General features: G+C 67.8%; 26 protein-coding genes. 18 read left to right on the forward strand and 8 right to left on the reverse strand.

What is annotated here, in order from left to right:
- Nucleotides 1-136: 136 nt before the first annotated feature.
- From G3545_RS09465 to G3545_RS09495, 7 genes are all read left to right on the forward strand, one after another.
- On the forward strand, nucleotides 137-1,585 hold the full coding sequence (locus tag G3545_RS09465; protein ID WP_170011934.1) for an NAD-dependent succinate-semialdehyde dehydrogenase: 1,449 nt from the start codon (nucleotides 137-139) through the stop codon (nucleotides 1,583-1,585).
- A 323-nt stretch (nucleotides 1,586-1,908) separates the two neighbouring features.
- Nucleotides 1,909-2,868, forward strand: a complete 960-nt coding sequence (locus G3545_RS09470) for a transposase (protein WP_170010893.1) — start codon at nucleotides 1,909-1,911, stop codon at nucleotides 2,866-2,868.
- Nucleotides 2,869-3,063: 195 nt separating this feature from the next.
- Nucleotides 3,064-4,275: a crosslink repair DNA glycosylase YcaQ family protein gene (locus G3545_RS09475; protein ID WP_170017987.1), complete on the forward strand. Its 1,212-nt coding sequence runs from the start codon at nucleotides 3,064-3,066 to the stop codon at nucleotides 4,273-4,275.
- Between the two features lie 162 nt (nucleotides 4,276-4,437).
- Nucleotides 4,438-5,757 carry a DEAD/DEAH box helicase gene (locus G3545_RS09480; RefSeq protein WP_170011936.1) on the forward strand — a complete coding sequence of 440 codons (1,320 nt, stop codon included), beginning with the start codon at nucleotides 4,438-4,440 and terminating at the stop codon, nucleotides 5,755-5,757.
- A gap of 101 nt (nucleotides 5,758-5,858) precedes the next feature.
- Nucleotides 5,859-6,020, forward strand: a complete 162-nt coding sequence (locus G3545_RS09485) for a hypothetical protein (protein WP_170011938.1) — start codon at nucleotides 5,859-5,861, stop codon at nucleotides 6,018-6,020.
- 190 nt (nucleotides 6,021-6,210) lie between these two features.
- Nucleotides 6,211-6,660: an Rrf2 family transcriptional regulator gene (locus G3545_RS09490; RefSeq protein WP_170011940.1), complete on the forward strand. Its 450-nt coding sequence runs from the start codon at nucleotides 6,211-6,213 to the stop codon at nucleotides 6,658-6,660.
- A gap of 14 nt (nucleotides 6,661-6,674) precedes the next feature.
- Nucleotides 6,675-7,058, forward strand: coding sequence for a methylglyoxal synthase (locus G3545_RS09495; RefSeq protein WP_170017988.1), 384 nt, complete (start codon nucleotides 6,675-6,677; stop codon nucleotides 7,056-7,058).
- A gap of 126 nt (nucleotides 7,059-7,184) precedes the next feature.
- On the opposite strand, the gene G3545_RS09500 is transcribed toward G3545_RS09495, so the two are convergent.
- Nucleotides 7,185-8,993 carry an ATP-binding cassette domain-containing protein gene (locus G3545_RS09500; protein WP_170011942.1) on the reverse strand — a complete coding sequence of 603 codons (1,809 nt, stop codon included), beginning with the start codon at nucleotides 8,991-8,993 and terminating at the stop codon, nucleotides 7,185-7,187.
- 392 nt (nucleotides 8,994-9,385) lie between these two features.
- On the opposite strand from G3545_RS09500, the gene G3545_RS09505 reads away from it, so the two are divergent.
- The 11 genes from G3545_RS09505 to G3545_RS09555 all read left to right on the forward strand — a co-directional run bounded on the left by G3545_RS09505 (nucleotide 9,386) and on the right by G3545_RS09555 (nucleotide 18,377).
- Nucleotides 9,386-9,631 (forward strand): type II toxin-antitoxin system Phd/YefM family antitoxin, encoded by a 246-nt coding sequence (locus G3545_RS09505; protein ID WP_170011944.1) that lies wholly within the window; start codon nucleotides 9,386-9,388, stop codon nucleotides 9,629-9,631.
- Nucleotides 9,628-10,041, forward strand: coding sequence for a type II toxin-antitoxin system VapC family toxin (locus G3545_RS09510; protein WP_170011946.1), 414 nt, complete (start codon nucleotides 9,628-9,630; stop codon nucleotides 10,039-10,041). The genes G3545_RS09505 and G3545_RS09510 overlap by 4 nt, the downstream gene beginning before the upstream one ends.
- A gap of 15 nt (nucleotides 10,042-10,056) precedes the next feature.
- On the forward strand, nucleotides 10,057-11,469 hold the full coding sequence (locus tag G3545_RS09515; RefSeq protein ID WP_170011948.1) for an FAD-binding oxidoreductase: 1,413 nt from the start codon (nucleotides 10,057-10,059) through the stop codon (nucleotides 11,467-11,469).
- Nucleotides 11,470-11,955: 486 nt separating this feature from the next.
- Nucleotides 11,956-12,960, forward strand: a complete 1,005-nt coding sequence (exbB, locus tag G3545_RS09520; protein WP_170011950.1) for a tonB-system energizer ExbB — start codon at nucleotides 11,956-11,958, stop codon at nucleotides 12,958-12,960.
- A 6-nt stretch (nucleotides 12,961-12,966) separates the two neighbouring features.
- A complete protein-coding gene (exbD, locus tag G3545_RS09525; RefSeq protein ID WP_170011952.1) occupies nucleotides 12,967-13,440 on the forward strand; it encodes a TonB system transport protein ExbD in 474 nt (157 codons plus the stop codon).
- Nucleotides 13,437-14,312, forward strand: coding sequence for an energy transducer TonB (locus G3545_RS09530; RefSeq protein ID WP_170011954.1), 876 nt, complete (start codon nucleotides 13,437-13,439; stop codon nucleotides 14,310-14,312). The genes exbD and G3545_RS09530 overlap by 4 nt, the downstream gene beginning before the upstream one ends.
- Nucleotides 14,313-14,544: 232 nt before the next feature.
- Nucleotides 14,545-15,762: an acyl-CoA dehydrogenase gene (locus G3545_RS09535; RefSeq protein ID WP_170011956.1), complete on the forward strand. Its 1,218-nt coding sequence runs from the start codon at nucleotides 14,545-14,547 to the stop codon at nucleotides 15,760-15,762.
- Nucleotides 15,763-15,896: 134 nt separating this feature from the next.
- A complete protein-coding gene (locus G3545_RS09540; RefSeq protein WP_170011958.1) occupies nucleotides 15,897-16,715 on the forward strand; it encodes an RNA methyltransferase in 819 nt (272 codons plus the stop codon).
- 68 nt (nucleotides 16,716-16,783) lie between these two features.
- On the forward strand, nucleotides 16,784-17,626 hold the full coding sequence (locus tag G3545_RS09545) for a quinoprotein dehydrogenase-associated SoxYZ-like carrier (RefSeq protein ID WP_246702753.1): 843 nt from the start codon (nucleotides 16,784-16,786) through the stop codon (nucleotides 17,624-17,626).
- Between the two features lie 188 nt (nucleotides 17,627-17,814).
- Nucleotides 17,815-18,054, forward strand: a complete 240-nt coding sequence (locus G3545_RS09550; protein WP_170017990.1) for a type II toxin-antitoxin system ParD family antitoxin — start codon at nucleotides 17,815-17,817, stop codon at nucleotides 18,052-18,054.
- Nucleotides 18,051-18,377, forward strand: coding sequence for a type II toxin-antitoxin system RelE/ParE family toxin (locus tag G3545_RS09555; RefSeq protein ID WP_170011960.1), 327 nt, complete (start codon nucleotides 18,051-18,053; stop codon nucleotides 18,375-18,377). Before G3545_RS09550 ends, G3545_RS09555 begins: the two co-directional genes overlap by 4 nt.
- A gap of 128 nt (nucleotides 18,378-18,505) precedes the next feature.
- Here the strand turns inward: G3545_RS09555 and G3545_RS09560 are convergent, their stop codons facing one another.
- The 7 genes from G3545_RS09560 to pqqA all read right to left on the reverse strand — a co-directional run bounded on the left by G3545_RS09560 (nucleotide 18,506) and on the right by pqqA (nucleotide 22,928).
- A complete protein-coding gene (locus G3545_RS09560; protein ID WP_170011962.1) occupies nucleotides 18,506-18,880 on the reverse strand; it encodes a hypothetical protein in 375 nt (124 codons plus the stop codon).
- Nucleotides 18,881-18,892: 12 nt separating this feature from the next.
- Nucleotides 18,893-19,564 carry a hypothetical protein gene (locus tag G3545_RS09565; protein ID WP_170011964.1) on the reverse strand — a complete coding sequence of 224 codons (672 nt, stop codon included), beginning with the start codon at nucleotides 19,562-19,564 and terminating at the stop codon, nucleotides 18,893-18,895.
- 19 nt (nucleotides 19,565-19,583) lie between these two features.
- On the reverse strand, nucleotides 19,584-20,729 hold the full coding sequence (gene pqqE / locus G3545_RS09570; protein WP_170011966.1) for a pyrroloquinoline quinone biosynthesis protein PqqE: 1,146 nt from the start codon (nucleotides 20,727-20,729) through the stop codon (nucleotides 19,584-19,586).
- On the reverse strand, nucleotides 20,726-21,013 hold the full coding sequence (gene pqqD, locus G3545_RS29670) for a pyrroloquinoline quinone biosynthesis peptide chaperone PqqD (RefSeq protein ID WP_170011968.1): 288 nt from the start codon (nucleotides 21,011-21,013) through the stop codon (nucleotides 20,726-20,728). The genes pqqE and pqqD overlap by 4 nt, the downstream gene beginning before the upstream one ends.
- Nucleotides 21,014-21,148: 135 nt before the next feature.
- Nucleotides 21,149-21,877 (reverse strand): pyrroloquinoline-quinone synthase PqqC, encoded by a 729-nt coding sequence (pqqC, locus tag G3545_RS29675; RefSeq protein ID WP_170011970.1) that lies wholly within the window; start codon nucleotides 21,875-21,877, stop codon nucleotides 21,149-21,151.
- Nucleotides 21,874-22,773 carry a pyrroloquinoline quinone biosynthesis protein PqqB gene (gene pqqB / locus G3545_RS09585; RefSeq protein ID WP_170017991.1) on the reverse strand — a complete coding sequence of 300 codons (900 nt, stop codon included), beginning with the start codon at nucleotides 22,771-22,773 and terminating at the stop codon, nucleotides 21,874-21,876. Before pqqB ends, pqqC begins: the two co-directional genes overlap by 4 nt.
- A gap of 77 nt (nucleotides 22,774-22,850) precedes the next feature.
- Nucleotides 22,851-22,928, reverse strand: coding sequence for a pyrroloquinoline quinone precursor peptide PqqA (pqqA, locus tag G3545_RS29985; RefSeq protein WP_170017992.1), 78 nt, complete (start codon nucleotides 22,926-22,928; stop codon nucleotides 22,851-22,853).
- Nucleotides 22,929-22,989 lie beyond the last annotated feature (61 nt).

Below are 22,989 nucleotides of genomic sequence, written 5' to 3' on the forward strand. Positions count from 1 at the left end.
CCCGGGCTCAACCGGCCTGTACCGCGCAGGTTCCGCAGCGGCATGGAACGAACTGGCCCCTTCCCGTTCCGCACTGCGGCGATTAGGTATGCGCCGACACCTTCGTTCGCACCATCCACTTGCAAAGGTCCGCCCCATGAGCAGCCCCGCCAGCTTCCCCGACGTCCAGCTTTACATTGACGGCACCTGGCGCGGAGGCAGTGCCCATGCGGGCGATCCGATCCTCAATCCGGCCACCGAGGAGAAGATCGGCACCGTTGCCCATGCCAGCCGCGAGGACCTCGACGCCGCGCTGGCCGCTGCCGAAAAAGGCTTCCAGGTGTGGCGCCGGGTCTCCGCCCACGAGCGCTACAAGCTGATGCGCAAGGCCGCCGAAATCCTGCGCGGACGCGCCAATGAAGTCGCCCGCATCATGACCATGGAGCAGGGCAAGCCGCTGCCGGAAGCGCTGATGGAGACCCAGGCCGCCGCCGACACCATCGACTGGTTCGCCGAGGAAGCCCGCCGGCAATATGGCCGGCTGATCCCCGCCCGCGCGGACAATGTCGAGCAGCTCGTGGTGCGCGAGCCGGTCGGCCCGGTCGCCGCCTTCACGCCCTGGAATTTCCCGATCAACCAGGCGGTGCGCAAGGTCTCGGCCGCGCTGGCCGCCGGCTGCTCGATCATCCTCAAGGGCCCGGAAGAGACCCCGGCGAGCTGCGCCGCGCTGGTGAAGGCCTATGAGGAGGCCGGGCTCCCGCCGGGCGTCTTGAACCTCGTGTTCGGCGTGCCGGGCGAGATCTCCGAGTACCTCATCCCGCACCCGATCATCCGCAAGATCTCCTTCACCGGCTCGACCGTGGTCGGCAAGAAGCTGGCGGCGCTGGCCGGCGCGCACATGAAGCGCGTCACCATGGAGCTCGGCGGCCATGCCCCGGCGGTGGTGTTCGAGGATGCCGATGTCGATCTCGCGGTGAAGCTCTTGTCCGGCGCCAAGTTCCGCAATGCCGGCCAGGTCTGCGTCTCCCCCACCCGCCTCTTGGTGCACGAGACGCTCTATGACCGTTTCGTCGACGGCTTCACCGAGGCGACGAAGCAGATCAAGGTCGGCAACGGCCTGGAGGATGGCGTGCGCATGGGCCCGCTGGCCAATCACCGCCGGGTCGAGGCCATGGAAGCGCTGACCGCCGACGCGCTTGCGAACGGCGCCAAGCTCACCACCGGCGGCGAGCGGATCGGCAACAAGGGCTATTTCTTCCAGCCGACCGTGCTGACCGGCGTGCCGCTGTCGGCGCGCATCATGAATGAGGAGCCGTTCGGCCCGGTGGTGCCGATCTCGCCCTTCTCCAGCCGCGACGCGGTGATTGCCGAAGCCAACCGCCTGCCGTACGGCCTCGCCGCCTATGCCTATACGCGCTCGGCCGCCAACGCGACCGAGTTCGGCCGCCGGGTGGAGAGCGGCATGGTCTCGATCAACCATCACGGCCTCGCTCTTCCCGAGACGCCGTTCGGCGGCATCAAGGATTCCGGCTACGGCTCGGAAGGCGGCACCGAGGCGATGGAAGCCTATGTGAACACCAAGTTCGTCACCACCGCGGGGCTGTGAGCGTCCCAACAGGCGTCATCCCGGCCGAAGCCCGCAGGGCGTAGAGCCGGGATCGCGCGAAGTCCCGCGCAACACCTTCCTACGATCCCGGATCGGCCTTCGGCCGTCCGGGATTGTCTGTTGGAGATGATGCATTGTGGTGTTGGCCGGAAGCAGATCCGGGGCCGGCCAGCCCCGGATCTGCGCCCGCCGCTGCGGCCGTTCTGGGATCGGGCGATACGCCCGTCGTCATCAAGGTCCGGCGGCGGGCCGGCTTCGTGTGCTTGTTGACTTGACTGGGCCGCGCGAGCGCGCCCGCAGACAATCCGAAGCCGAGCGAGATCATGCCTCAACCCATCCCGCCGGCCAATGCCGGCCTGCGCATCCTGGGCGCCGATGTCGCCAAGGGCAGCATCGTCTTCCATGACGACCAAACCGGCCGCAGCTGGAGCGCGGCCAACACCCCCGAGAGCCTGGGCGCGGCGCTGGCGCCCTACGCCGGCTATGACTGGCTGATTTGCGAGACCACTGGCGGCTACGAGCGCGCGCTGCTCGAGACGGCGGCCGCGGTGGGCTTGCCGGCCGCCCGCGTGGACGCCGCCCAGGCGAAGGCCTTCATCGCCTCCCATGGCGGACGCGCCAAGACCGACCGGATCGACGCCGCCTGGTTGAGCCGGTACGGCCGCGAACGCGCCGCCACCCTGACGCCCTGGCAAGTGCCCAGCCGCGAACGCGAAGCCTTCGCCGCACGGCTGCGCCATCGTCAGGATCTGCTGGCCCAGCGCACCCAGGCCAAGAACCGGCGCGGCGCTCCAGGCGCCGAGCCGCTCCATCAATTGCTGGATCGGCAGATCCACTTCCTCACCAGCCAGATCGCCGAGATCGACCGCCTCATGGCCGAGCAACTCGACGCCGACCCCGACCTGGCGCGCCACGAGCAGATCCTGCGCGCCATCCCGGGCATCGGCCCGGTCGCCGCCCGCACCCTCATCGCCCTGCTGCCCGAACTCGGCCGGCTCGGCCCCAAACAGGCCGCCAGCCTCGCCGGCCTCGCTCCCCATCCCAGAGATTCCGGATCCGCCCGAAAATACCGAAGAATGACCGGCGGCCGCGCAGCCCTGCGCCCCGTGCTCTTCATGGCGGCGCTCTCCGCTGCACGCGCCCACCCAGCCTTGAGCGCCGTCTACCAGCGCCTCACCGCCGCTGGAAAACCAAAGCGCCTCGCCATCGCCGCTGTCGCGCGAAAGCTCGTCGTCATCGCCAACGCTACCCTGCGAGACGCTCAAATCCCTCAGCCAAACTGACTTGATGACGATGATGGGTGGGTGGGACAAGGGGTTGCCCTGCTTAAACATCCTTCGAGGCTCGCTTCGCGAGCACCTCAGGATGACGTTGCGTTCTAACCACGTCATCCTGAGGTGCCGGCCAAAGGCCGGCCTCGAAGGATGCTGAAGCAGAGCCACCCCATGCACGCCCCGGACACCACCCCTCCCCGCCCCATACGAGACAAGCTCTCGCTGAAAGCCGCCCGCCGCATCGCGCTGGCCGCGCAGGGTTTCGGCGGCGAGCGCGTGGCGGAGCACAGCGGCTTCGCGCAGATGCGGCGCATGGTGGAGCGGCTCGGCCTCCTGCAGATCGACTCCGTCAACGTCCTGGTCCGCTCGCACTATCTGCCGCTCTATTCGCGGCTCGGCCCCTACCCCACTGCCCGGCTCGACGCCGCCGCGCTCGGGCGCAAGCGCAACCTGTTCGAATATTGGGGCCACGAGGCCTCGCTGCTCCCGGTCGCCACCTATCCGCTGCTGCGCTGGCGCATGGAGCGGGCCAAGCAGGGCGTCGGCATCTATGGCGGGCTGGCGCGCTTTGCCCGCGAGCAGCGCCCCTTCCTCGATGCCGTGCTGGCCGAGATCCGCGCACGCGGCCCGCTCAGCGCCGGCGAGCTCACGGATGGCGGGCGCGGCGAAGGCGGCTGGTGGGGCTGGAGCGACGGCAAGAGCGCGGTGGAATATCTGTTCTGGGCCGGCGAGGTCACCACTGCCGAACGCCGCGGCTTCGAGCGGGTCTATGATCTGCCGGAGCGGGTGCTGCCGCATGAGGTGCTGGCGGCCCCGGTGCCCACAGTGGAAGAAGCGCAGCGCCAGCTGCTGCTGATCTCGGCACGCGCGCTCGGCGTCGGCACCGAATTCGACCTGCGCGATTATTTCCGGCTCGAGGTTGCCGACACCAAGGCCCGGCTCGCCGAGCTGGTGGAAGCCGGCGCGCTCGTCCCCGTCAACGTCGAGGGCTGGCGCAATCCGGCCTATCTCGACCCCAATGCGCGCATCCCCCGCCGCATCGAGGCGCATGCGCTGCTCTCGCCGTTCGACTCGCTGATCTTCGAGCGCGCGCGCACCGAGCGGCTGTTCGAGTTCCACTACCGCCTCGCCTTCTACACCCCGGCGGACAAGCGCTCGCACGGCTATTACGTCATGCCGTTCCTGATGGGCGACCGCCTGGTGGCGCGGCTCGACATGAAGGCCGAACGCGCCGCCTCCACGCTGTCGGTGCCGGCGGCGCATCTGGAAGACGGCATCGCGCCGGGTCCGGTGGCCGAGGCGCTGGCGAGCGAGTTGCGGCTGCTGGCGGGGTGGCTGGGGCTGGAGAAGGTGCGGATCGGGGGCGAGGGTGATCTGGCGGGGGCGCTCAAGGAAGCAGTTGGGCCTTCTGCTTGAACATCCTTCGAGGCTCGCTTCACTCGCACCTCAGGATGACGTCGCTCCTATATAGAACCACGTCATCCTGAGGTGCCGCCGGAGGCGGCCTCGAAGGATACCCACCCCGAGCAACACTCCCAAAACTCGCCCCGCCCCTCCTCCTGTGCTTCCCTCACCCTCATGAACCAGACCGCCCGCCCCGCGATTCGCCTGCCCTCGCCGCCGTCCGTCCCGGACGACGCCTTCGCGGGCCCGCTCTCCTTCGTGCGCGAAGGGGCGCCGCTGATCATGGTGCTGGGTGGCGCCGGCACGGGGAAGACCACCTTCCTCCATGCGCTGCGCCGCCTCGGCGGGGCCAAGCAGGCATTCCTGGCGCCGACCGGCGTTGCCGCCTTGCAGCTCGGCGGGCAGACCATCCACTCTTTCTTCGGCCTGCCGCCGCGCCTGCTCGATCCAACGGAAGTGAAGCCGCGCGCGCAGCGCAAGGCAATCCTGAAGAAACTGGAGCGGCTTGTCATCGACGAGATCTCCATGGTGCGCGCCGACGTGCTCGATGCGGTGGACCGCTGCCTGCGCCTCGCCCGCGGCAATCCCGAGCCGTTCGGCGGCGTGCAGATCGTCCTCGTCGGCGACTTCCTGCAATTGCCGCCGGTGGTGCCGAATGCCGAGCGCGAGATGCTCGGCCATATGGGCTATGAGGGCCCGTTCGCCTTCGATGCGCAGGTGCTGCGCGAGGTCGACATCACCCGCCTGCCCTTCACCCAGGTGTGGCGACAGACCGACGACTATTTCATCACCCAGCTCGCCAATCTGCGCGCCGGCCGCCATGTCGAGGAAGCGGTGGCGGGGATCAACGACGCCAGCCACCGCCCGCACCGGCAGGGCCGCATCCCGGTGGTGCTGGCCCCGACCAATGCCCGCGTCGACGCCTATAATCGCCATGGCATGGAAGGGCTCACCGAGGCCGGGCGCATCTATGGCGGCGTCAGCCAGGGCGAGTTCGACCTTGCCAATGACCGCCTCCCGGTGCCGGAGACGCTGGTGCTGAAGACCGGCGCCCGTGTCATGGCGGTGCGCAACGATCCAGAGAAGCAATGGGTGAACGGCTCGGTCGGCACTGTGATCGGCCTCGCCCCGGACCGTGCTTATGTGCGGCTCGACACCGGCAACACCGTCGAGGTGGAGCGGGTGAGCTGGGAGCGCATCCGCTATGATTGGGACGAGGCCGGCGCCAAGATCGCCGCCAAGGTGGTCGGCACCTATTCGCAGCTTCCCCTGGTGCCCGCATGGGCGGTGACGGTGCACAAGGCGCAGGGCCTGACGTTGGACGACGCCCGCATCGATTTCGACAGCGGCGCCTTCGCCGCCGGCCAGGCCTATGTCGCGCTGTCCCGCGCCCGCTCGCTGGAAGGGCTGTCGCTGGCCCGTCCGCTGCGCGCCGGCGACATCCGCATCGACCGCCGGGTGGCGCGCTATGTGCTGGAGTTCGAGCGCGGCTGATATACATATTGTAGTTGTGATATAATCGATATCCACAGCCGACGCTTTACATCGTCCAGTTTGCTGATAGATTATTGGTGTCTTTCATACGAGAGCGCCACGTGGAATCCACCGCCCGCCAGCCCCGCCGCCTCCGGCACGTCCTGATGTTCGCCCTCGCCTATGGCGCGATCGCGGCCGCCGTGCTGTTCGCGCGCCCGTTCGAGACGGCGCAGGCAGTGGATATGCAGGCCCCGCAACACGTGCAGGCAGGCGTCCAGTAGCAACATACCGTCATCCTCGGGCTTGTCCCGAGGATCTCGATTCCGGACAGCGCATCAGCGACCGAGATCCCCGGTACAAGGCCGGGGATGACGGACGGACAACCCACCACTGGAAATTTACGGCATTATCCATCATCTATGGGAGGATTGCCGCGCGACTCCCGCGCCGGCTGCTCGCCCAGATACGGACATGCTGACGAACAAAGGCAAATACGGGCTCAAGGCGATGCTGCATCTCGCCTCGCTCGAGCCCGGCGGCACCGCCATGGGGGCGGAAATTGCCGCTGCCAACAACATCCCGAAGAAATTCCTCGACGCCATCCTGCTCGAACTGCGCAATGCCGGCATGCTGCGCTCGAAGAAGGGTCCCGGCGGCGGCTATGCGCTGGCGCGCACCCCGAAGGACATTCGCGTCGGCCTCATCATCCGCACCCTCGACGGCCCGCTGGCGCCGATCAATTGCGCCAGCAAGAGCGCCTATGTGCCGTGCGAGGATTGCGAGGATCTCGCCACCTGCGCGGTGCGCATCACCATGAGCCGGGTGCGCGACGCCATGTCGGACATTCTCGACCGCATGACGCTGGAGGAGATGATGGTGTTCAGCCGCTCCAAGCACCCGGACCTGATGTACCACATATGAGCGCCACGCTTGATGTGAGCGACGGCTTGGTCGGTCTTGTCGCCCATGACGAGAAGAAGGACGAGATGGTCGACTGGGCGGTGATGCACCGCTCAACCCTCGCCCGCTTCGGCATCGTGGCGACGGGCACCACCGGCGGGCGGGTGCTGGAGGCCTGCCCGGAACTGAACATCACCCGCCTGAAGAGCGGCCCGCTCGGCGGCGACCAGCAGATCGGCGCACTGATCGCCGAGGGTCGCATCAAGGCGCTGATCTTCTTCGTCGATCCCCTCACCGCCCAGCCGCACGATGTCGACGTGAAGGCGCTGATGCGGGTGGCGCTGGTCTACGACATCCCGATCGCGCTCAACCCGGCAACGGCGGAGATGGTGATTGCGGGGCTGCGGGCGGAGGGGTAGCTCGGGGGCGGGTATCCTTCGAGGCCGCCTGCGGCGGCACCTCAGGATGACGTGGTTCTTTTAAGCGCGACGTCATCCTGAGGTGCGAGCGCAGCGAGCCTCGAAGGATACCCGCCCCCGAACGCCCTAAACCCCCAACTCCTCGCGCAGCATCTCCAGCGCCAGCCATTCCTCCTCGGCCGCCGCCAGTTCCCCCTGCGCCTTCGCCAAGGCCGCGGAGGTCTTCTCGAATCCCGCCGGATCCCTGGTGTAGAAATTCGGCGTCTGCATCTTCACCGACAGCTTGGCGATCTCGGCTTCCAGCGTGGCGATGCGCTTGGGCAATTGCTCCAGCGCGTGCTTCTCCTTGAAGGACAGCTTGCGCTTGCCGGTCGCCTTCGCCGGGGCCGGCATCGCCGCCACCAGCGCCGGACGCCCGAGGTCCTCGCCGGGGCGGGCTTCCACACCGCGGCCGCGCTGCGCCACCATGTCGGAATAGCCGCCGGCATAGACCGTCCAGCGACCATCACCCTCGAAGGCGATCACCGCATTCACGGTGCGGTCGAGGAAGTCGCGGTCATGGCTCACCAGCAGCACGGTGCCGGCATAGTCGTCGATCATCTCTTCGAGCAGGTCGAGCGTCTCTAGGTCGAGGTCGTTGGTCGGCTCGTCGAGCACCATCAGGTTCGAGGCCTGCGCCAGCGCGCACGCCAGCAAGAGCCGGCCGCGCTCGCCGCCGGAGAGCCTGGAAACCGCGGTGCCTGCCTGTTCCGGCAGGAACAGGAAGTCCTTCATGTAGCCGATGACGTGGCGCGGATTGCCGCCGACGAACACTTGGTCGCCACGCCCGTCGGTCAGCGTCTCGCGCACCGAGCGGTTGGGGTCGAGCGCGGCGCGGCGCTGGTCGAGCGTCGCCATCTCGATATTGGTGCCGAGCTTGGCCTTGCCGCTGTCGGGCTTCAGTTCGCCGATCAGCATCTTGAGCAGCGTGGTCTTGCCGGCGCCGTTCGGGCCGACAATGCCGATGCGGTCGCCGCGCTGGATGCGGATCGAGAAGTCGCGCACGATCACCCGGTTGCCGAACGACTTGGCGATGTTGTCCGCCTCCATCACCAGCTTGCCGGAGACATCGGCCTCGGTGGCGGTGACGGTCACGGTGCCGACGGCGCGGCGGTGCTCGCGGAAATTCTTGCGCATCTCGGCGAGTTCGCCGACGCGGCGCATGTTGCGCTTGCGCCGGGCGGTGACGCCGTAGCGCATCCAGTGCTCTTCGGCGGCGATCCGGCGGTCGAGCTTGTGCTGGTCTCGCTCTTCTTCCTCCAGCACCTGGTCGCGCCATTCCTCGAAGAATTTGAAGCCACGCTCCATGCGCCGGGTCCGGCCGCGATCGAGCCAGACGGTGGCGCGGGTGAGGTCTTCGAGGAAGCGCCGGTCATGGCTGATCAGCACCAGCGCCGAGCGCGAGGAGGCGATCTCGCTCTCCAGCCATTCGATGGCCGGCAGGTCGAGATGGTTGGTCGGCTCGTCCAGCAGCAGGATATCCGGCTCCGGCGCCAGCACGCGCGCCAGCGCCGCGCGCCGCGCCTCGCCGCCGGAAAGCCGGGAGGGCTCCTCGGTGCCGTTGAGGCCGAGCTGTTCCAGCAGATACTGCGCGCGATACTCCGGATCGCCCGGCCCGAGGCCGGCCTCGACATAAGCGAGGGTGTTGGCGAAGCCGTTGAGGTCCGGCTCCTGCGGCAGATAGCGGATGGTGGCGCCCGGCTGGGCAAAGCGCGCCCCGCCATCGGCCTGCACCAGGCCGGCGGCGATCTTGAGCAATGTCGACTTGCCCGAGCCGTTACGCCCGACCAGACCGACCCGCTCGCCGGTGGATACGGACAATTCCGCCCCCTCCAGCAGCGGCGTGCCGCCGAAGGTGAGCCGCGTGTCTTGAAGCAGAAGCAGAGGAGGCGCCATGCCCGGGGGGATAGGAGGAAAGGGCGCCCGGGGCAAGGGGTGGCGGTGACGCGGGCCGGGCGCGGCGTGAGCATCCTTCGAGGCTCGCTACGCTCGCACCTCAGGATGAGGTCGCTTTTAAAGAACCACCTCATCCTGAGGTGCCCGGCGGAGCCGGGCCTCGAAGGATGCTGAAGCCGAGCACTCCCTTCCCTTTCCCCACCAGCCGTCATCCCGGACGGCCGAAGGCCGATCCGGGATCGTAGGAAGGTGTTGCGCGGGACTCGCGCGATCCCGGCTCTCCGGCTACGCCTGCGGCCGGGATGACAACTGTCGGGAAAACAAACGCGAGCCCTTGCACGCCGACCCCGTAATGTACATTTTACCTGTACACATCATTCGGACCCACGCCCATGAGCGCAAAGACCATCGCCGCCGCGCAGTTCAAGGCGGAATGCCTGCGGCTGATCGAGCAGATGAACCGGGACCATGAACCGGTCACCATCACCCGGCGTGGCAAGCCGGTGGCGGTGCTGACCCCGGTGCCCGACGAAGCGTCCGCGCGCCCGCTCATCGGCGCGCTGCGCGGCACGGTCACGCGCTATGACGATCCCTTCGCCCCGGCGACCGACGCCGCCGACTGGATCGCCACGCAGTGATCGTGCTCGATACCCACGTCCTGGTCTGGGCACTGGCGGACGATGCGCGGCTCGGGCGGAAGGCGCGGGCCGCTATCGAGGAATCCGTCGCGAAGGCCGGTGTGCTGGTGTCGGCGATCACGCCGTGGGAGATCGCCATGCTGGCGCAGAAGGGGCGGCTCGTGCTCGGCCGCGAGACCGCGGCGTGGATCGACGCCGCCCTGGCGGTGCCCGGCATCCGGCTCGCGCCGCTGGAGCCGGCCATCGCCATAGACAGCGTCCGCCTGCCGGGCGACATCCATGCCGACCCGGCCGACCGCATCATCATCGCCACCGCGCGCTTCCAGGGTGTCGCCTTGCTGACGGCGGACCGCGCCATTCTCGATTATGGTGTCGCCGGCCATGTCACCGTGCTCGATGCCGGGCAATAGATCAGGACCTGCCGCATGCCCGACCTCTCCGCCCTCATCGACCGCATCGCCCAGCACATCGGCGCGCACTACGTCCTCACTTCGCCGGAGGACATGGCGCCGTACCTCGTCGAGGAGCGCGGGCTCTATCATGGCACCGCGCCGGCCGTAGTGCGCCCCGGCTCGACGGAAGAGGTCGCGTTCGTCGTCGCTGCGTGCCACGAGGCCGGCGTGCGCATCGTGCCGCAGGGCGGCAATACCGGGCTGGTCGGCGGGCAGATGCCGGCGGGCGAGCTGGTGCTTTCGCTCTCCCGGCTCGACCGCATCCGCAATGTCGATCCCGTCGACATGACCATGACGGTAGAGGCCGGCTGCATCCTCGATGTGGTCCACCATGCGGCGGAGGCGGTCGGCTGCCTGTTCCCGCTGCACATCGCCTCCCAGGGCTCCTGCCAGATCGGCGGCAATCTCTCCACCAATGCTGGAGGAACCGCCGTGCTGCGCTATGGCAATGCCAAGGAGCTGGTACTCGGCCTCGAAGTGGTGCTGGCCGACGGCACCGTCTGGAACGGGCTGAAGCGGCTGCGCAAGAACAATGCGGGCTATGATCTCAGGCAGCTGTTCCTCGGCAGCGAGGGCACGCTCGGCATCATCACCGCGGCGGTGCTGAAGCTCTATCCGCAGCCGGCGCAGCGCGTCACCGCCTTCGCCGGCGTGCCCGACCCGAAGGCGGCGCTCGCTCTGCTCGGCCGGTTCCGCGCCGAGGCCGGCGACGCGCTCACCACCTTCGAGCTGATGGTGAGCTTCGGCCTCGAGACGGTGCTGGCGCATATGCCCGGCACGGTGCGCCCGCTCGCGGAAAAATATCCCTGGTACGTCCTGATCGAGCTCTCCGCGCCGACCCGTGCCTTCGATCTCGGCGCGCTGATGGAGGCCGGACTCGGCGCCGGCATGGAGGACGGCCTGGTACTGGACGCCACCATTGCCTCCAGCGAGGCGCAGGCGGCGGCGCTGTGGCGGCTGCGCGAGGACATGTCGGAGGCGCAGAAGCACGAAGGCGGCTCGATCAAGCACGACGTCTCGGTGCCAGTCTCGCGGGTGCCGGAATTCCTGGAGCGCGCGCTCGCCTTGGTGGAAGCGGCGATGCCGGGATTGCGGCCCTGCCCGTTCGGCCATGTCGGCGACGGCAACATCCATTTCAATCTCAGCCAGCCGGTGGGCATGGCGAAGGCGGATTTCATCAAGGAATGGGAACGCTTCAACCGCATCGTCCATGATGTGGTGACCGACATGGACGGCTCGATCGCCGCCGAGCACGGCATCGGCGATCTCAAGCGCCGTGAGTTGGCGCACTACGCCGACCCGGTGGCGCTGGAGCTGATGCACCGGCTGAAGCATGCGCTCGATCCTGAGGGCACGCTGAATCCGGGGAAGGTGATTGCAGGGTAGCGAAGGGGTTGCTCGGCGTGGGCATCCTTCGAGGCCCACGCGATGCGTGGGCACCTCAGGATGAGGTCGCTTTTATAACCACCTCATCCTGAGGTGCCCGGCGGAGCCGGGCCTCGAAGGATGCTGAAGCCGAACGACCCCTTCCCTTTCCCACCCGTTGTCATCCCGGACGGCCAACGGCCGATCCGGGATCGCTGAAAGGTGTTGATCGGCACCTTCCCGCGATCCCGGCTCTCCGCTGCGCTACGGCCGGGATGACGACTCCGAGAAGCAAGTCTTCCTCCAACTTAGAACAATGTAAAACTGAGATAGACTCCAGTATTCTCTTGCTTTGAACCATTCTACATTACGCTGAATCCGTAATTTCATGTTGTCGCGCCTGTCAGCCCGGGTCTATTGAAGCGCGACAGTAAATAGTCGACCGGCTCTCCGATCCCATGCGGGACGCATGATCCCTCTGCCGGCCGCCGCAATCCGGGTAGCCGCATGCCGACGCTCCGCCGCCGTTCGCTCCGCTCGCGCCTGCCGGCGCTACTGGCCGCGCTCGTCCTTGCCTTGCCGGCCCCCGCGCTCGCGCAGGAAACGGCGCCGCCGGCCGCAACCGCGGCGCCCACGCCGACGCCCGCGACCCCGACGCCGGAACTGTTCGCCCCGGCCCCGGCCGCGCAATCGCCGGCACCGGTGACGCAAGCCGCTCCCCAGCCGGCCGCGCCGACGCCCGAGGCGCCGCACGACGTCACCCCCACCGACGACGCCGCCGTCAACGCCACGCTGCCGCATGACCTCTCCCCCTGGGGGATGTTCATGGCGGCGGACTGGATCGTGAAGGGGGTGATGATCGGCCTCGCCTTCGCCTCGGTCGTCACCTGGACGGTGTGGCTGGCGAAATCGCTGGAATTGCTGGTAGTCACCGGCAAGCTGCGCCGCCAGCTGCGCATCCTGCTCGGCAGCGCCTCGCTGGACGCCGCCCGCGCCGGCATCGGCGATGTCTCCGGCGCCACCGGGGCGATGGTGCGCACCACCGATCTCGAGCTCGGCCGCTCCGGCGCGCTGCCCGCCGAGGGCATCAAGGAGCGCGTCGCCATCTCGCTCAGCCGCATCGAGGCGGCGGCCGGGCGGCGCATCACCCGCGGCACCGGCCTGCTCGCCACCATCGGCGCCACCGCGCCCTTCGTCGGCCTGTTCGGCACGGTGTGGGGCATCATGAACTCGTTCATCGGCATCTCGAAGGCGCAGACCACCAATCTCGCCGTGGTGGCGCCCGGCATCGCCGAGGCGCTGCTCGCCACCGCCATCGGCCTCGTCGCCGCCATTCCCGCCGTGGTGATCTACAACCACTTCACCCGGCAGGTGTTGGGCTATCGCGCGCTGCTGGGCGATGCCTCCGCCGAGATGCTGCGGCTGCTGTCGCGCGACCTCGACCGCCGCGACGCCGGCCAGCACGACTATGCGCAACCGCCGACCAAGCGCGTGCGCGCGGCGGCGGAGTAGGCGGACATGGCGGCCCGACTGCCCTCCGGCGACAGCGACGAACTGGTCGAGAACCACGAGATCAATGTCACGCCCTTCATCGACGTGATGCTGGTGCTGCTCATCATCTTCATGGTGGCGGCGCCGCTGTCGACGGTGGACGTGAAGGTGGACCTGCCGGCCTCCACCGCGACGCCGCAGCCGCGCCCGGACAAGCCGGTCTATTTTACCGTGAAGAGCGACCTGGCGCTGTCGCTCGGCAATGAGGACGTGCCGCGCGAGGCCGTCGCCGCCGCGCTGGCCAAGGCCACCGAGGGCAACAAGGATGCCCGCATTTTCCTGCGCGCCGACAGAAGCGTCGACTATGGCGACCTCATGGAGGTGATGAACCTCTTGCGCACCGCCGGCTATCTCAAGATCGCCCTGGTCGGGCTGGAGGCGCTGCCGGGCGCCGCGCCCGCGCCCGGGACGCCGGTCCCCGCCGGAACTCCCGCGCCATGAGCGTGCTGCTGCTGCATGGCGGCGTGCAGCATCGCGCGGTCGAGGCCTCGCGCTGGCTCGGCTGCGCGGCGCTGGTGCTCGGCGTGCATTTCGCCGTGCTGAACTGGCCGGCATCGCAGCCGGCCGTCATGCCGCCGGAGCCGCCGGCGATCATGATCGAGCTGGCGGAACTCCCGGTGGCGCCGCCATCCGAGCCGGTGGAAATGCCGCCCGGCCCGCAAATGACGCAGGCGCCGGAGCGGGTGGAGCAGGAGATTCCCCCCGATCCGCTGGCCAAGGCCGAGGACGTGCCGCCCCCGCCCCTGCCCGAGGTGCCGGAGCCGCTGCCGCAGGTGGAAGCCGCCCCGGTCGAGAATATCGAGGTGCCGCTGCCGCCGCCGCTGCCGCTCTCGGCCGAGCTGACGCCGCCGGAGAAGAAGATCGAGCCGCCCAAGGAGCGGCCGAAACCGAAGCCCAAGCCGAAGGAAAAGGAACGCAACGAGAAGCCGCCGGCGCCGCGGACCTCCGCCGCTCCGGCGCTGAACGCCGCCCCTGCGCCGCGCATGGCCGCGCCCTCGGCCGGCGCCAGTTCGTCGAGCAGCGTGTCGCCGGCGAATTGGCGCAGCCGGCTGATGGCGCACCTCAACCGCAACAAGCGCTACCCGGCGGACGCCCGCGCCCGCGGCGAGCAGGGCCGGCCGCGCGTCGCCTTCACCATCAATCGCTCGGGGGCGGTGCTCTCGGCGCGGCTGGTGAGTTCATCCGGCAGCGCCAGCCTCGATGCCGAGGCGGTGGCGATGGTGCGCCGCGCCTCCCCGGTGCCGCCACCGCCGCCGGAGATGGCGGGCGGCACGTTCAGCTTCACGGTGCCGGTGGCGTTCAACGTGCGTTGAGGGGCGCGCTGCTCTGCTTCAGCATCCTTCGAGGCCGCCTGCGGCGGCACCTCAGGATGAGGTCGCTTTAAAAGGAACAACCTCATCCTGAGGTGCTCGGGCAAAGCCCGAGCCTCGAAGGATGTTGAAGCAGGACACCCCTCCCTTCCTCCCAGATGACGCGACGGCCGAAACGGCTGTATGACGGAGCAACGACGCGCCTCCCGTAACGGCGCGCCATCGGAGATCCGCCATGTCCGCGCAGCCGCACGCCGCCCACGCCCCCACCACGAAAGCCGAGTTCGACTGGGCCGATCCGTTCGGGCTCGAAAGCCAGCTCAGCGAGGATGAGCGCATGGTCCGCGACACGGCGCGCGACTATGCGCAGGAGAAGCTCAAGCCGCGCGTCGCCTCGGCCTATATGGAAGAGCGCTTCGACCGCGAGATCATGGACGAGATGGGCGCGCTCGGCCTGCTCGGCCCGACCATCCCCGAGGAGTATGGCGGCGCCGGGCTCGGCTATGTCGCCTATGGGCTGGTGGCGCGCGAGGTTGAGCGGGTGGATTCCGGCTATCGCTCGGCGATGAGCGTGCAGTCCTCCCTCGTCATGCACCCGATCCATGCCTATGGCGACGAGGCGCAGCGCAAGAAGTACCTGCCGCGCCTCGCCAAGGGCGAGATCGTCGGCTGCTTCGGCCTCACCGAGCCGGACGCCGGCTCCGACCCTTCCGGCATGCGCACCCGCGCGGCCAGGATCGACGGCGGCTATCGGCTATCCGGTTCCAAGATGTGGATCACCAACGCCCCGATCGCCGACATCATGGTGGTGTGGGCGAAGTCGGCGGCGCATGGCGACGCCATTCGCGGCTTCGTGCTGGAACGCGGCGCCAAGGGGCTCTCCACGCCGAAGATCGAGAACAAGCTGAGCCTGCGCGCCTCCATAACCGGCGAGATCGTGATGGACAGCGTCGAGGTGCCGGAAGACGCGCTGCTGCCGAACGTCTCCGGCCTCAAGGGCCCGTTCGGCTGCCTCAACCGCGCCCGCTACGGCATTGCCTGGGGCACCATGGGCGCGGCGGAAGCCTGCTACGCCTCGGCGCGGCAATACACGCTGGACCGCCACCAGTTCGGCAAGCCGCTGGCCGCCACCCAGATGGTGCAGAAGAAGCTCGCCGACATGGCGACCGAGATCGGCCTCGGCCTGCAGGCGGCGCTGCGCGCCGGGCGGCTGTTCGAGGAAGGCCGGCTGCCGCCGGAGCTGATCTCGCTGATCAAGCGCAACAATTGCGGCAAGGCGCTCGACATCGCCCGCCAGGCCCGCGACATGCACGGCGGCAACGGCATATCCGCCGAGTTCCCGGTGATGCGGCACATGATCAATCTGGAGACCGTGAACACCTATGAGGGCACGCACGACATCCACGCGCTGATCCTCGGCCGGGCGATCACCGGGCACCAGGCGTTTTTCTGAGGGGGGCTAGGGGACGGGCATCCTTCGAGGCTCGCTAGTGCTCGCACCTCAGGATGACGTTGCTTTTGAAAGAACCACGTCATCCTGAGGTGCCCGGCGCAGCCGGGCCTCGAAGGATGCTGAAGCAGAACACCATGCCCCTCATCCCCCTCGCCTCCCCCGACGACTCACGCATCGAGCCCTACCGCATCGTGCGCGAGCGCGATCTCGTCGGGCGCGAGCGGCGCTTCATCGTCGAGGGGCGCACCGTGCTCGATGTCGCGCTCTCGCCGCGCAACCGCTTCCGGCTGGAATCGCTGCTTTTGGCGGAGAGCCGGGTCGCGGCGCTGACGCCATTGCTGGCGCAGGCGCCGGTGGAATTGCCGGTCTATACCGCGAGCCAGCCGATCCTCGACGGCATCACCGGCTTCCACATCCATCGCGGCCTGCTCGGCATCGGGCTGCGCGGCGAGGAGACGACTGCCGAGGCGCTGCTCGCCGGCCTGCCGGACGAGGCGCTGGTGGTGGTGCCGCTCGGCATCACCAATCACGACAATGTCGGCGGCATCTTCCGCAATGCCGCGGCGTTCGGCACCGAGGCCGTCCTGCTCGATTTCGCCTCCTGCGATCCGCTCTATCGCAAGGCGATCCGGGTTTCGGTCGGCGGCAGCCTGATCGTGCCGTTCGCGCGGGAGGGTTCAGCCGATGCGCTGCTCGACCTGCTGCTGGCGCATGGCTTCGAGCTGATCGCGCTCAGCCCAGCGGGCGAGACCGAGCTTTCAAACCTCGTGCGGCCGAGGCGCGCGGCGTTATTACTCGGCGCCGAGGGGCCGGGACTGTCGGCGCGCATCATGGCTCGTGCACACACGGTCCGCATCCCGATGCAGGGTGGATTCGACTCGCTGAACGTCGCCACCACCGCCGGCATCGCTCTGCATCATTTGACCTGCAATCCACGACCGTTCGGCGTATGATCCTGCTCGAACCGCGGGCGCTTAACGAAGCTCAAGCAAGACCCGGCGGCACCCCGGGAGTAGCCGTCATGCAGGTCATGCACACCCAAGTCATGCACATCTTCAAGACCCTCCTCGTTGCCGCGGCCTTCGCCGCGCTGGCCGTCACCGCCGCCGCGGCGCAGGAGCCCGGCGCCGACGCCACCTGGCAGGCGCTGAAGCCCGACGTATTCGGCGAGCGCCCCATCGTCGAGGCGAGCCCGCTGGTGATGCTGAAGGCGCCGGTGCGCGCCGAGGACGCCGCCATGGTGCCGATCGATGTCGAGGTGGCGCTGCCGGCGGGCGACGTCCGCACGGTGAAGAAGCTGACGCTGATCGTCGACGAGAACCCGGCACCGGTCGCCGCCACCTTCACCTTCGGCGGCGCGCGCCAGGACGTCACGCTCGGCACGCGGCTCCGGGTGAACCAGTACAGCTATATCCGCGCCATCGCCGAATTGAGCGACGGCACGCTCGCGATGAATGCCCGCTTCGTCAAGGCGTCGGGCGGCTGCTCGGCGCCGGCGATGAAGGACGAGGAAGCGGCGCTGAAGAATATCGGCCAGATGAAGCTGCGCGTCGTCAATGACGGCCAGCAGGGCGACGCCACCCAGGCCAACCGGCTGTCCCGCGTGCAACTGATGATCCGCCACCCGAACTATTCGGGCCTGCAGATGGACCAGATCACGCGGCTCTACATCCCCGCCAAGTTCGTCGACAAGATCGAGGTCAAGCAGGGCGACGACCTGGTGTTCGCCATGGAAGGCGGCATCTCGCTCAGCGAGGACCCGGCCATCCAGTTCTCCTACGAGCCGACCGGCAAGGAGATCCATGTCGACGCCGGCGACACCGACGGACGCAAGTTCGAGGGCGAACTGAAGCCGGCGGGGTAGGCAAAAAACGTCGCTCTGCTTCAACATCCTTCGAGGCTCGCTGGCGCTCGCACCTCAGGATGACGTCGTTTATTAAAGCCTACGTCATCCTGAGGTGCCGCCGCAGGCGGCCTCGAAGGATGCTCAAGCAGAGCACCCTGCGAGCGGCCGATCTTGCCAATTTTTGCCAAGCCCCTATCCTCCCCGCCATGGGCACGATGAACATCTCACTTCCGGATTCGCTGAAATCCTTCGTCGACGAGCAGGTTGCCGGGCGGGGTTACGGCACCAGCAGCGAATATGTCCGCGAGTTGATCCGCGCTGATCAGGATCGCCAGCGGCTGCGCGCGCTGCTGCTCGACGGCGCCGCCGCGCCGGTCGTGGCGACGGCCGATGACAGCTATTTCGATGGCCTGCGGGAACGCGTCCGCCGCACCAGGCCGGAGTGAGCGGCAAGCCGGTTCGCCTGCGCGCGCTGGCGCACGCGGATGCCCAAAACGCCATCGACCATTATCTTCGCGAGGCCGGAGCACCTGTGGCGCTCGGCTTCATCGATGCGCTGGAGGCGACCTATCGCGGCATCGCCGCCCGTCCGGCGGCCGGATCTCCTCGCTACGGGCATGAACTCGCGGTGCCAGGCCTGCGCAGCCGCGGGCTGAAGCGTTATCGCTACCTCGTCTTCTACATGGAGCGCGACGATCACATCGAGGTCTGGCGCGTGCTCCACGCCGAGCGCGATATTCCGGCCCGGATGCAGGAGGCGGAAGGGTGAAGTCGCTTTGCTTCAGCATCCTTCGAGGCTCGCTGACGCTCGCACCTCAGGATGACGTTGTTTTAAGCGACGTCATCCTGAGGTGCCGCCACAGGCGGCCTCGAAGGATGCTCACGCCGAGCAACCCCTCAATAAAAGCACGTCACCTCGGCCTCGGCCTGCGCGCGCCGCAGGTCGGCGACCATGTCGCGGAACATGCCGGTATTGCGGAACACTTCGGCTTGCTGCCCGGAGGTCTGCAACATGCTCATGATGGTCTCCGCCTCGACGTACTTGTCGTAGGGCAGGATGGTGGCGATGGTGTCGATCGAGCAGGAGCACTTCTCCAGCGACTGCCGCGTCTGGCCGTTCGCCGCCATGCAGCCGAACACATAATCGGCCCGCGCCACCGTCGGATAATCGTTCAGCTGCGCCGCCGTGTTCGCGCCTTGCGTCACATTCTGCGCGAACGCGGCGCCGGTGGCGATCAACAGGCCAAGCGCGGCCCCGATGAGAATACGCATTGGCGTTGCTCCCTATTTCCCGGCCGGCACGGTGGCGCCGGAAAGGGTCAGGCTGGTCTCGATGATGTTGGCGGAACCGTCCAGCTTCGGCGTCACCACGCGGACCTCGTAAAGCCCGCCCGGGACCTGGTCGGAATACATGAATACGTAGCGGCGGCCGACGAGTTCGGCGAGCTTGTCCTTGTTGGGATCGCTGGCGAACGGCGTCAGGGTGATCTTCCAGCCGTCGACCGTCTTGCCCTGATAGTCGAAGCGCACTTCCTCAACCGCGCCATTGCCGAGCGCGTCGCGCACCCGGTTGCGGATATAAAAGGGGCTACCCTTGGACAGCGTCGCCATCTCCTTGACGTCGCGCTCCAGCAGCACGAGCGCGATCGGATTGCCGGACATGGTGGGGAACGGGCCGGCCTCGGAGTGCTTGTCGCCGCGCAAGATGTCGACATCGGCGACGCGCCCCGCCGCATTCTCCGGCGCGGCGTCGACGCTCATCTCCAGCTTTTCGTCGAAGCTCTCGCCAAGCTCGGGCTTGGTAGTGACGTGCTTGTAGGCATAGATGATCTTCGAGCCGGGCGCGACGCTCGACAGATATGGCTTGTCGAAGAACAGCTCGGTCGAGCTCGGCGCCGCCAAAGCGGCGGTGCCGGCGAGCATGAGGGCCGCGAGGCCAATTGCGATACGCTTCATTGAACGCTGACTCCGATCCCTATTGCGCCGTTTCCGGCGTCGTGAAGCGCCGGTACACATAGTCGGCATCCTTCACCGCATCCTCTTCCGCAAGCGCCAGCAGATGCCCGTGGAGCGGCGACTTGTGGCAGGCCGGGTCGGTCTCGGCGGCATCGCCGGCGATCGCCATGGCCTGGCAGCGGCAGCCGCCCCAGTCGATCTCCTTGCGCTCGCAGCTCTTGCAGAGCGGGGGCATCCAGTCGGTGCCGCGGAAGGCGTTGAAGGCCGGCGAATCCTGCCAGATCTCGCTCAGCGAATGCTCGCGCACATTCCAGAAATCGAGGTTCGGAATGGTCTCGGCGGCGTGGCAGGGCAGCACCTTGCCGGAGGGCGTGACGTTAAGCGACTGGCGGCCCCAGCCATTCATGCAGGGCTTGGGGTACTTCGCGTAATAGTCCGGCACCACGGCGTCGATGGTGAGCACGCCCTTCAGCCGCTCGCGCGCCTTCTCCACCACGTCGAGCGCCCAGAACACCTGGTCGCGGGTCGGCATCAGCGCGGCGCGGTTGCGCAGCGCCCAGCCATAATATTGCGAATGGGCGATCTCGACCCGCTTGGCGCCGAGTCGCTGCGCCAGTTCGATGAAGTCCGGGATCTGGTGGATGTTCGCCCGGTGCACCACGGAATTGATGGTGAGCGGCAGGCCGAGCTTGCGCACCTCGGCAGCGAAGGCGAGCTTCTTCTCGTGCGCGCCCTTCATGCCCGAGACCTTCTCGGTCACCGCGCTGTCGGCGCCCTGGAAGGAGAGCTGCACATGGTCGATGCCGGCATCCGAGATCGCCTGCAGGCGCTCCGGGGTGACGCCGACGCCGGCGGTGATGAGGTTGGTGTAGATGCCCACCTTCACGCAGTGGCGGATCATGTCCTCAAGATCGCGCCGCGCGGTCGGCTCGCCGCCGGACAGGTGCACCTGCAGCACGCCGAGCTTGGCGGCCTCGGAGAACACCCGCAGCCAGGTCTCCAGATCGAGCTCGGCATTGCGGCGGTCGAGATCGACCGGGTTGGAGCAATAGGGGCATTGCAGCGGGCAGCGGTGCGTCAGCTCGGCCAGCATGCCATAGGGCGCCGGCACCGGCGGGCGCACCAGCGCCTTGGCCTCGGAAACCAGGCTGGTGATCACGTTCATGACGTCACCTCCACCATGCCCTTCTCGGCGAGCCCGCCGAGAAAGTCGCGCACATCGGTATCGACCCGCTCGCGTTCCACCGCAAAGGTGGTGATGAGGTCGTCGACGATGGCCTCGATCGAACGCTCGCCATCGACCCGCTTGAGAATCTCCACCGCCACCGGGTCGGGGTGCAGCACGCGCTCCGGCGCCAGCAGCACCCATTGCCCGCGCGCCTCGTCATGGCGCAGCCGCACGCCGCGGGCGAGCCTGGGGATTGCGGTGGCGGCGAAGGCTTCGGTCACGCGGGTCTCCAACTCCTCCAGCGACCTCATCCTGAGGTGCCCGGCGCAGCCGGGCCTCGAAGGATGCTCCTCCGAGCGCCATCTGCTTCACCATCCTTCGAGGCTCGCTCGCGCGAGCACCTCAGGATGAGGTCGTCACTTCGCCACGAAGGCGCCGGGATAGGGCATCTTCGGGTCGACATAGGCGAAATAGAGCGCGTCGAGCTGCACCCACAGCACGTTGCACTTGAACTCCAGGGCGCGGATCACCGCTTCCTGCTGTTCCGGGGTGCGGGCGTGCTGCTTGACGTATTCGAGCGCGAAATCGGCGTCGCGGGGAGCCTGCGTCAGCCGCTTGTCGAAATAGGCGAGCGTCTCCTTCGAGACGAAGTCGTAATTCTTCAGCATGCCGGCGACACGCTCGCCGATGATGCCGGGGGAGAACATTTCCGTGAGCGACGACGCAATCGCCTCGAGCAGCGAGCGGTCGCGCACGAAGTGCACATAGGCGTCAACCGCGAAACGGGTGGCCGGCAACAGGCCGCGCAGCGAGGTGACATAATCGCGATCGAGGCCGAGCCCGTCGGTGAGCGCCAGCCAGCGGGCGATGCCGCCCTCGCCCTCATGGTCGCCGTCGTGGTCGATGATGCGCTGGCGCCAGATGCGCCGCAGTTCCGCCTCCTCCATGCGGGCCAGCACGGAGGAATCCTTCACCGGGATCATCGCCTGGTAGTAATAGCGGTTCAGCGCCCACGCCTGCACCTGGCCGAGGTCGAGCTCGCCGCCGTGCAGCAGTCTATGGAACGGGTGGAGATTGTGATAGCGCCGGGCGCCGACATCGCGCAGCCGCGCCTCCAGCTCCTCGGGCGACAGCAACTGCGTCATGGGCGTATCTCCATCCCGTCCTCGGCGATGTCCCATCCGGCCGCCCCGGCGGCGATCCGCTCGGGTGAGCCCTCGATGAGCACCGGATTGGTGTTGTTGATGTGCACAAAGACCTTGCGGCCCACTTCAATGCCGTCAAAGGCAGCAATCGAGCCGCCCTCCCCCGACATCGCCATGTGACCCATGCGGGCGCCGGTCTTGGTGCCGACGCCGGACGTGATCATCTCGTCGTCCTGCCACACCGTGCCGTCGAACAGCACGGCGTCGGCGCCGTGCAGGCGATCGCGCAACGCGTCGGTCATGGCGGCGCAGCCGGGCACGAACACGAAGCGGGCACCGCCCGCGCGCAATTCGACGCCGATGGTCTGCTCGCCCTCGACCTTGGTCTCGACGTCACCTTTTTCAAGATAGAGCGCGATCTTGCCGGGTACGGGGAAGATCTCGGCGCTCACGCCATCCACCAGTTCGAACGAGGAGCCGAGCGTCACCGCTTCGCGCGTCACCACGCCCTCGGCCAGCACGTCGAAGGCAGGGTTGGCGCGCAGCACCGCCTGTATGGCGGGGGTCGCCATCAGGCGAAAAGGCTGCGCCTCGCGCAGGCTCAGCAGCCCGGCGACATGGTCGATATCGGCATTTGTCAGCAGCACGGAGGCCACCGGTGTGTGCCGGCGGCCTCCCTTGGGATGCAAAGCCGGCACGGCTTGTATTTGCGACAGTATCTCGGGGGCGCAGTTCACCAGTGCCCAGCGCTCGCCGTCCGCACTGACCGCGACGGACGTCTGTGTCCGTCGGCGAACGCGCGGATCACCCTCCCAGGCGAGCGTGCACACCGGACATCGGCAGTTCCATTGGGGGAAGCCCCCGCCGGCCGCCGAGCCGAGCACCACGAGACGCAGGCGGGACGCGCTCTCAGACATCACGATGGTTCACTTCAGTCGCGATGCCGGATCAGCGTTGTCCCGCCTCACGGGTGTCAGAAGTCCGCCGGGAAATAGGCGTTGACTTCCATGCCGACGCAGACTTCGACGATACGCGGAGTGTTCCAGGCCATTTCTGCTTCCTCCAGTGTAGTTGCTCAGTATAAACTTCATAAGAAGATTATAAGAAGCAGC

The sequence above is a fragment of the Starkeya sp. ORNL1 genome (assembly GCF_012971745.1).
In the GTDB taxonomy this organism is placed as follows: domain Bacteria; phylum Pseudomonadota; class Alphaproteobacteria; order Rhizobiales; family Xanthobacteraceae; genus Ancylobacter.

What these genes read in the sequence shown, in the direction of transcription:
- pqqC (WP_170011970.1), bottom strand. Translation starts at nt 21,877, where the DNA reads ATGACGCAGTTGCTGTCGCCCGAGGAGCTGGAGGCGCGGCTGCGCGAT.
- G3545_RS09530 (WP_170011954.1), top strand. Translation starts at nt 13,437, where the DNA reads ATGAGCGTGCTGCTGCTGCATGGCGGCGTGCAGCATCGCGCGGTCGAG.
- G3545_RS09480 (WP_170011936.1), top strand. Translation starts at nt 4,438, where the DNA reads ATGAACCAGACCGCCCGCCCCGCGATTCGCCTGCCCTCGCCGCCGTCC.
- G3545_RS09565 (WP_170011964.1), bottom strand. Translation starts at nt 19,564, where the DNA reads ATGAAGCGTATCGCAATTGGCCTCGCGGCCCTCATGCTCGCCGGCACC.
- G3545_RS09540 (WP_170011958.1), top strand. Translation starts at nt 15,897, where the DNA reads ATGCCCCTCATCCCCCTCGCCTCCCCCGACGACTCACGCATCGAGCCC.
- G3545_RS09535 (WP_170011956.1), top strand. Translation starts at nt 14,545, where the DNA reads ATGTCCGCGCAGCCGCACGCCGCCCACGCCCCCACCACGAAAGCCGAG.
- G3545_RS09500 (WP_170011942.1), bottom strand. Translation starts at nt 8,993, where the DNA reads ATGGCGCCTCCTCTGCTTCTGCTTCAAGACACGCGGCTCACCTTCGGC.
- G3545_RS09545 (WP_246702753.1), top strand. Translation starts at nt 16,784, where the DNA reads ATGCAGGTCATGCACACCCAAGTCATGCACATCTTCAAGACCCTCCTC.
- exbD (WP_170011952.1), top strand. Translation starts at nt 12,967, where the DNA reads ATGGCGGCCCGACTGCCCTCCGGCGACAGCGACGAACTGGTCGAGAAC.
- G3545_RS09560 (WP_170011962.1), bottom strand. Translation starts at nt 18,880, where the DNA reads ATGCGTATTCTCATCGGGGCCGCGCTTGGCCTGTTGATCGCCACCGGC.
- G3545_RS09465 (WP_170011934.1), top strand. Translation starts at nt 137, where the DNA reads ATGAGCAGCCCCGCCAGCTTCCCCGACGTCCAGCTTTACATTGACGGC.
- pqqA (WP_170017992.1), bottom strand. Translation starts at nt 22,928, where the DNA reads ATGGCCTGGAACACTCCGCGTATCGTCGAAGTCTGCGTCGGCATGGAA.
- pqqE (WP_170011966.1), bottom strand. Translation starts at nt 20,729, where the DNA reads ATGAACGTGATCACCAGCCTGGTTTCCGAGGCCAAGGCGCTGGTGCGC.
- G3545_RS09470 (WP_170010893.1), top strand. Translation starts at nt 1,909, where the DNA reads ATGCCTCAACCCATCCCGCCGGCCAATGCCGGCCTGCGCATCCTGGGC.
- G3545_RS09550 (WP_170017990.1), top strand. Translation starts at nt 17,815, where the DNA reads ATGGGCACGATGAACATCTCACTTCCGGATTCGCTGAAATCCTTCGTC.
- G3545_RS09490 (WP_170011940.1), top strand. Translation starts at nt 6,211, where the DNA reads ATGCTGACGAACAAAGGCAAATACGGGCTCAAGGCGATGCTGCATCTC.
- exbB (WP_170011950.1), top strand. Translation starts at nt 11,956, where the DNA reads ATGCCGACGCTCCGCCGCCGTTCGCTCCGCTCGCGCCTGCCGGCGCTA.
- G3545_RS09505 (WP_170011944.1), top strand. Translation starts at nt 9,386, where the DNA reads ATGAGCGCAAAGACCATCGCCGCCGCGCAGTTCAAGGCGGAATGCCTG.
- G3545_RS09515 (WP_170011948.1), top strand. Translation starts at nt 10,057, where the DNA reads ATGCCCGACCTCTCCGCCCTCATCGACCGCATCGCCCAGCACATCGGC.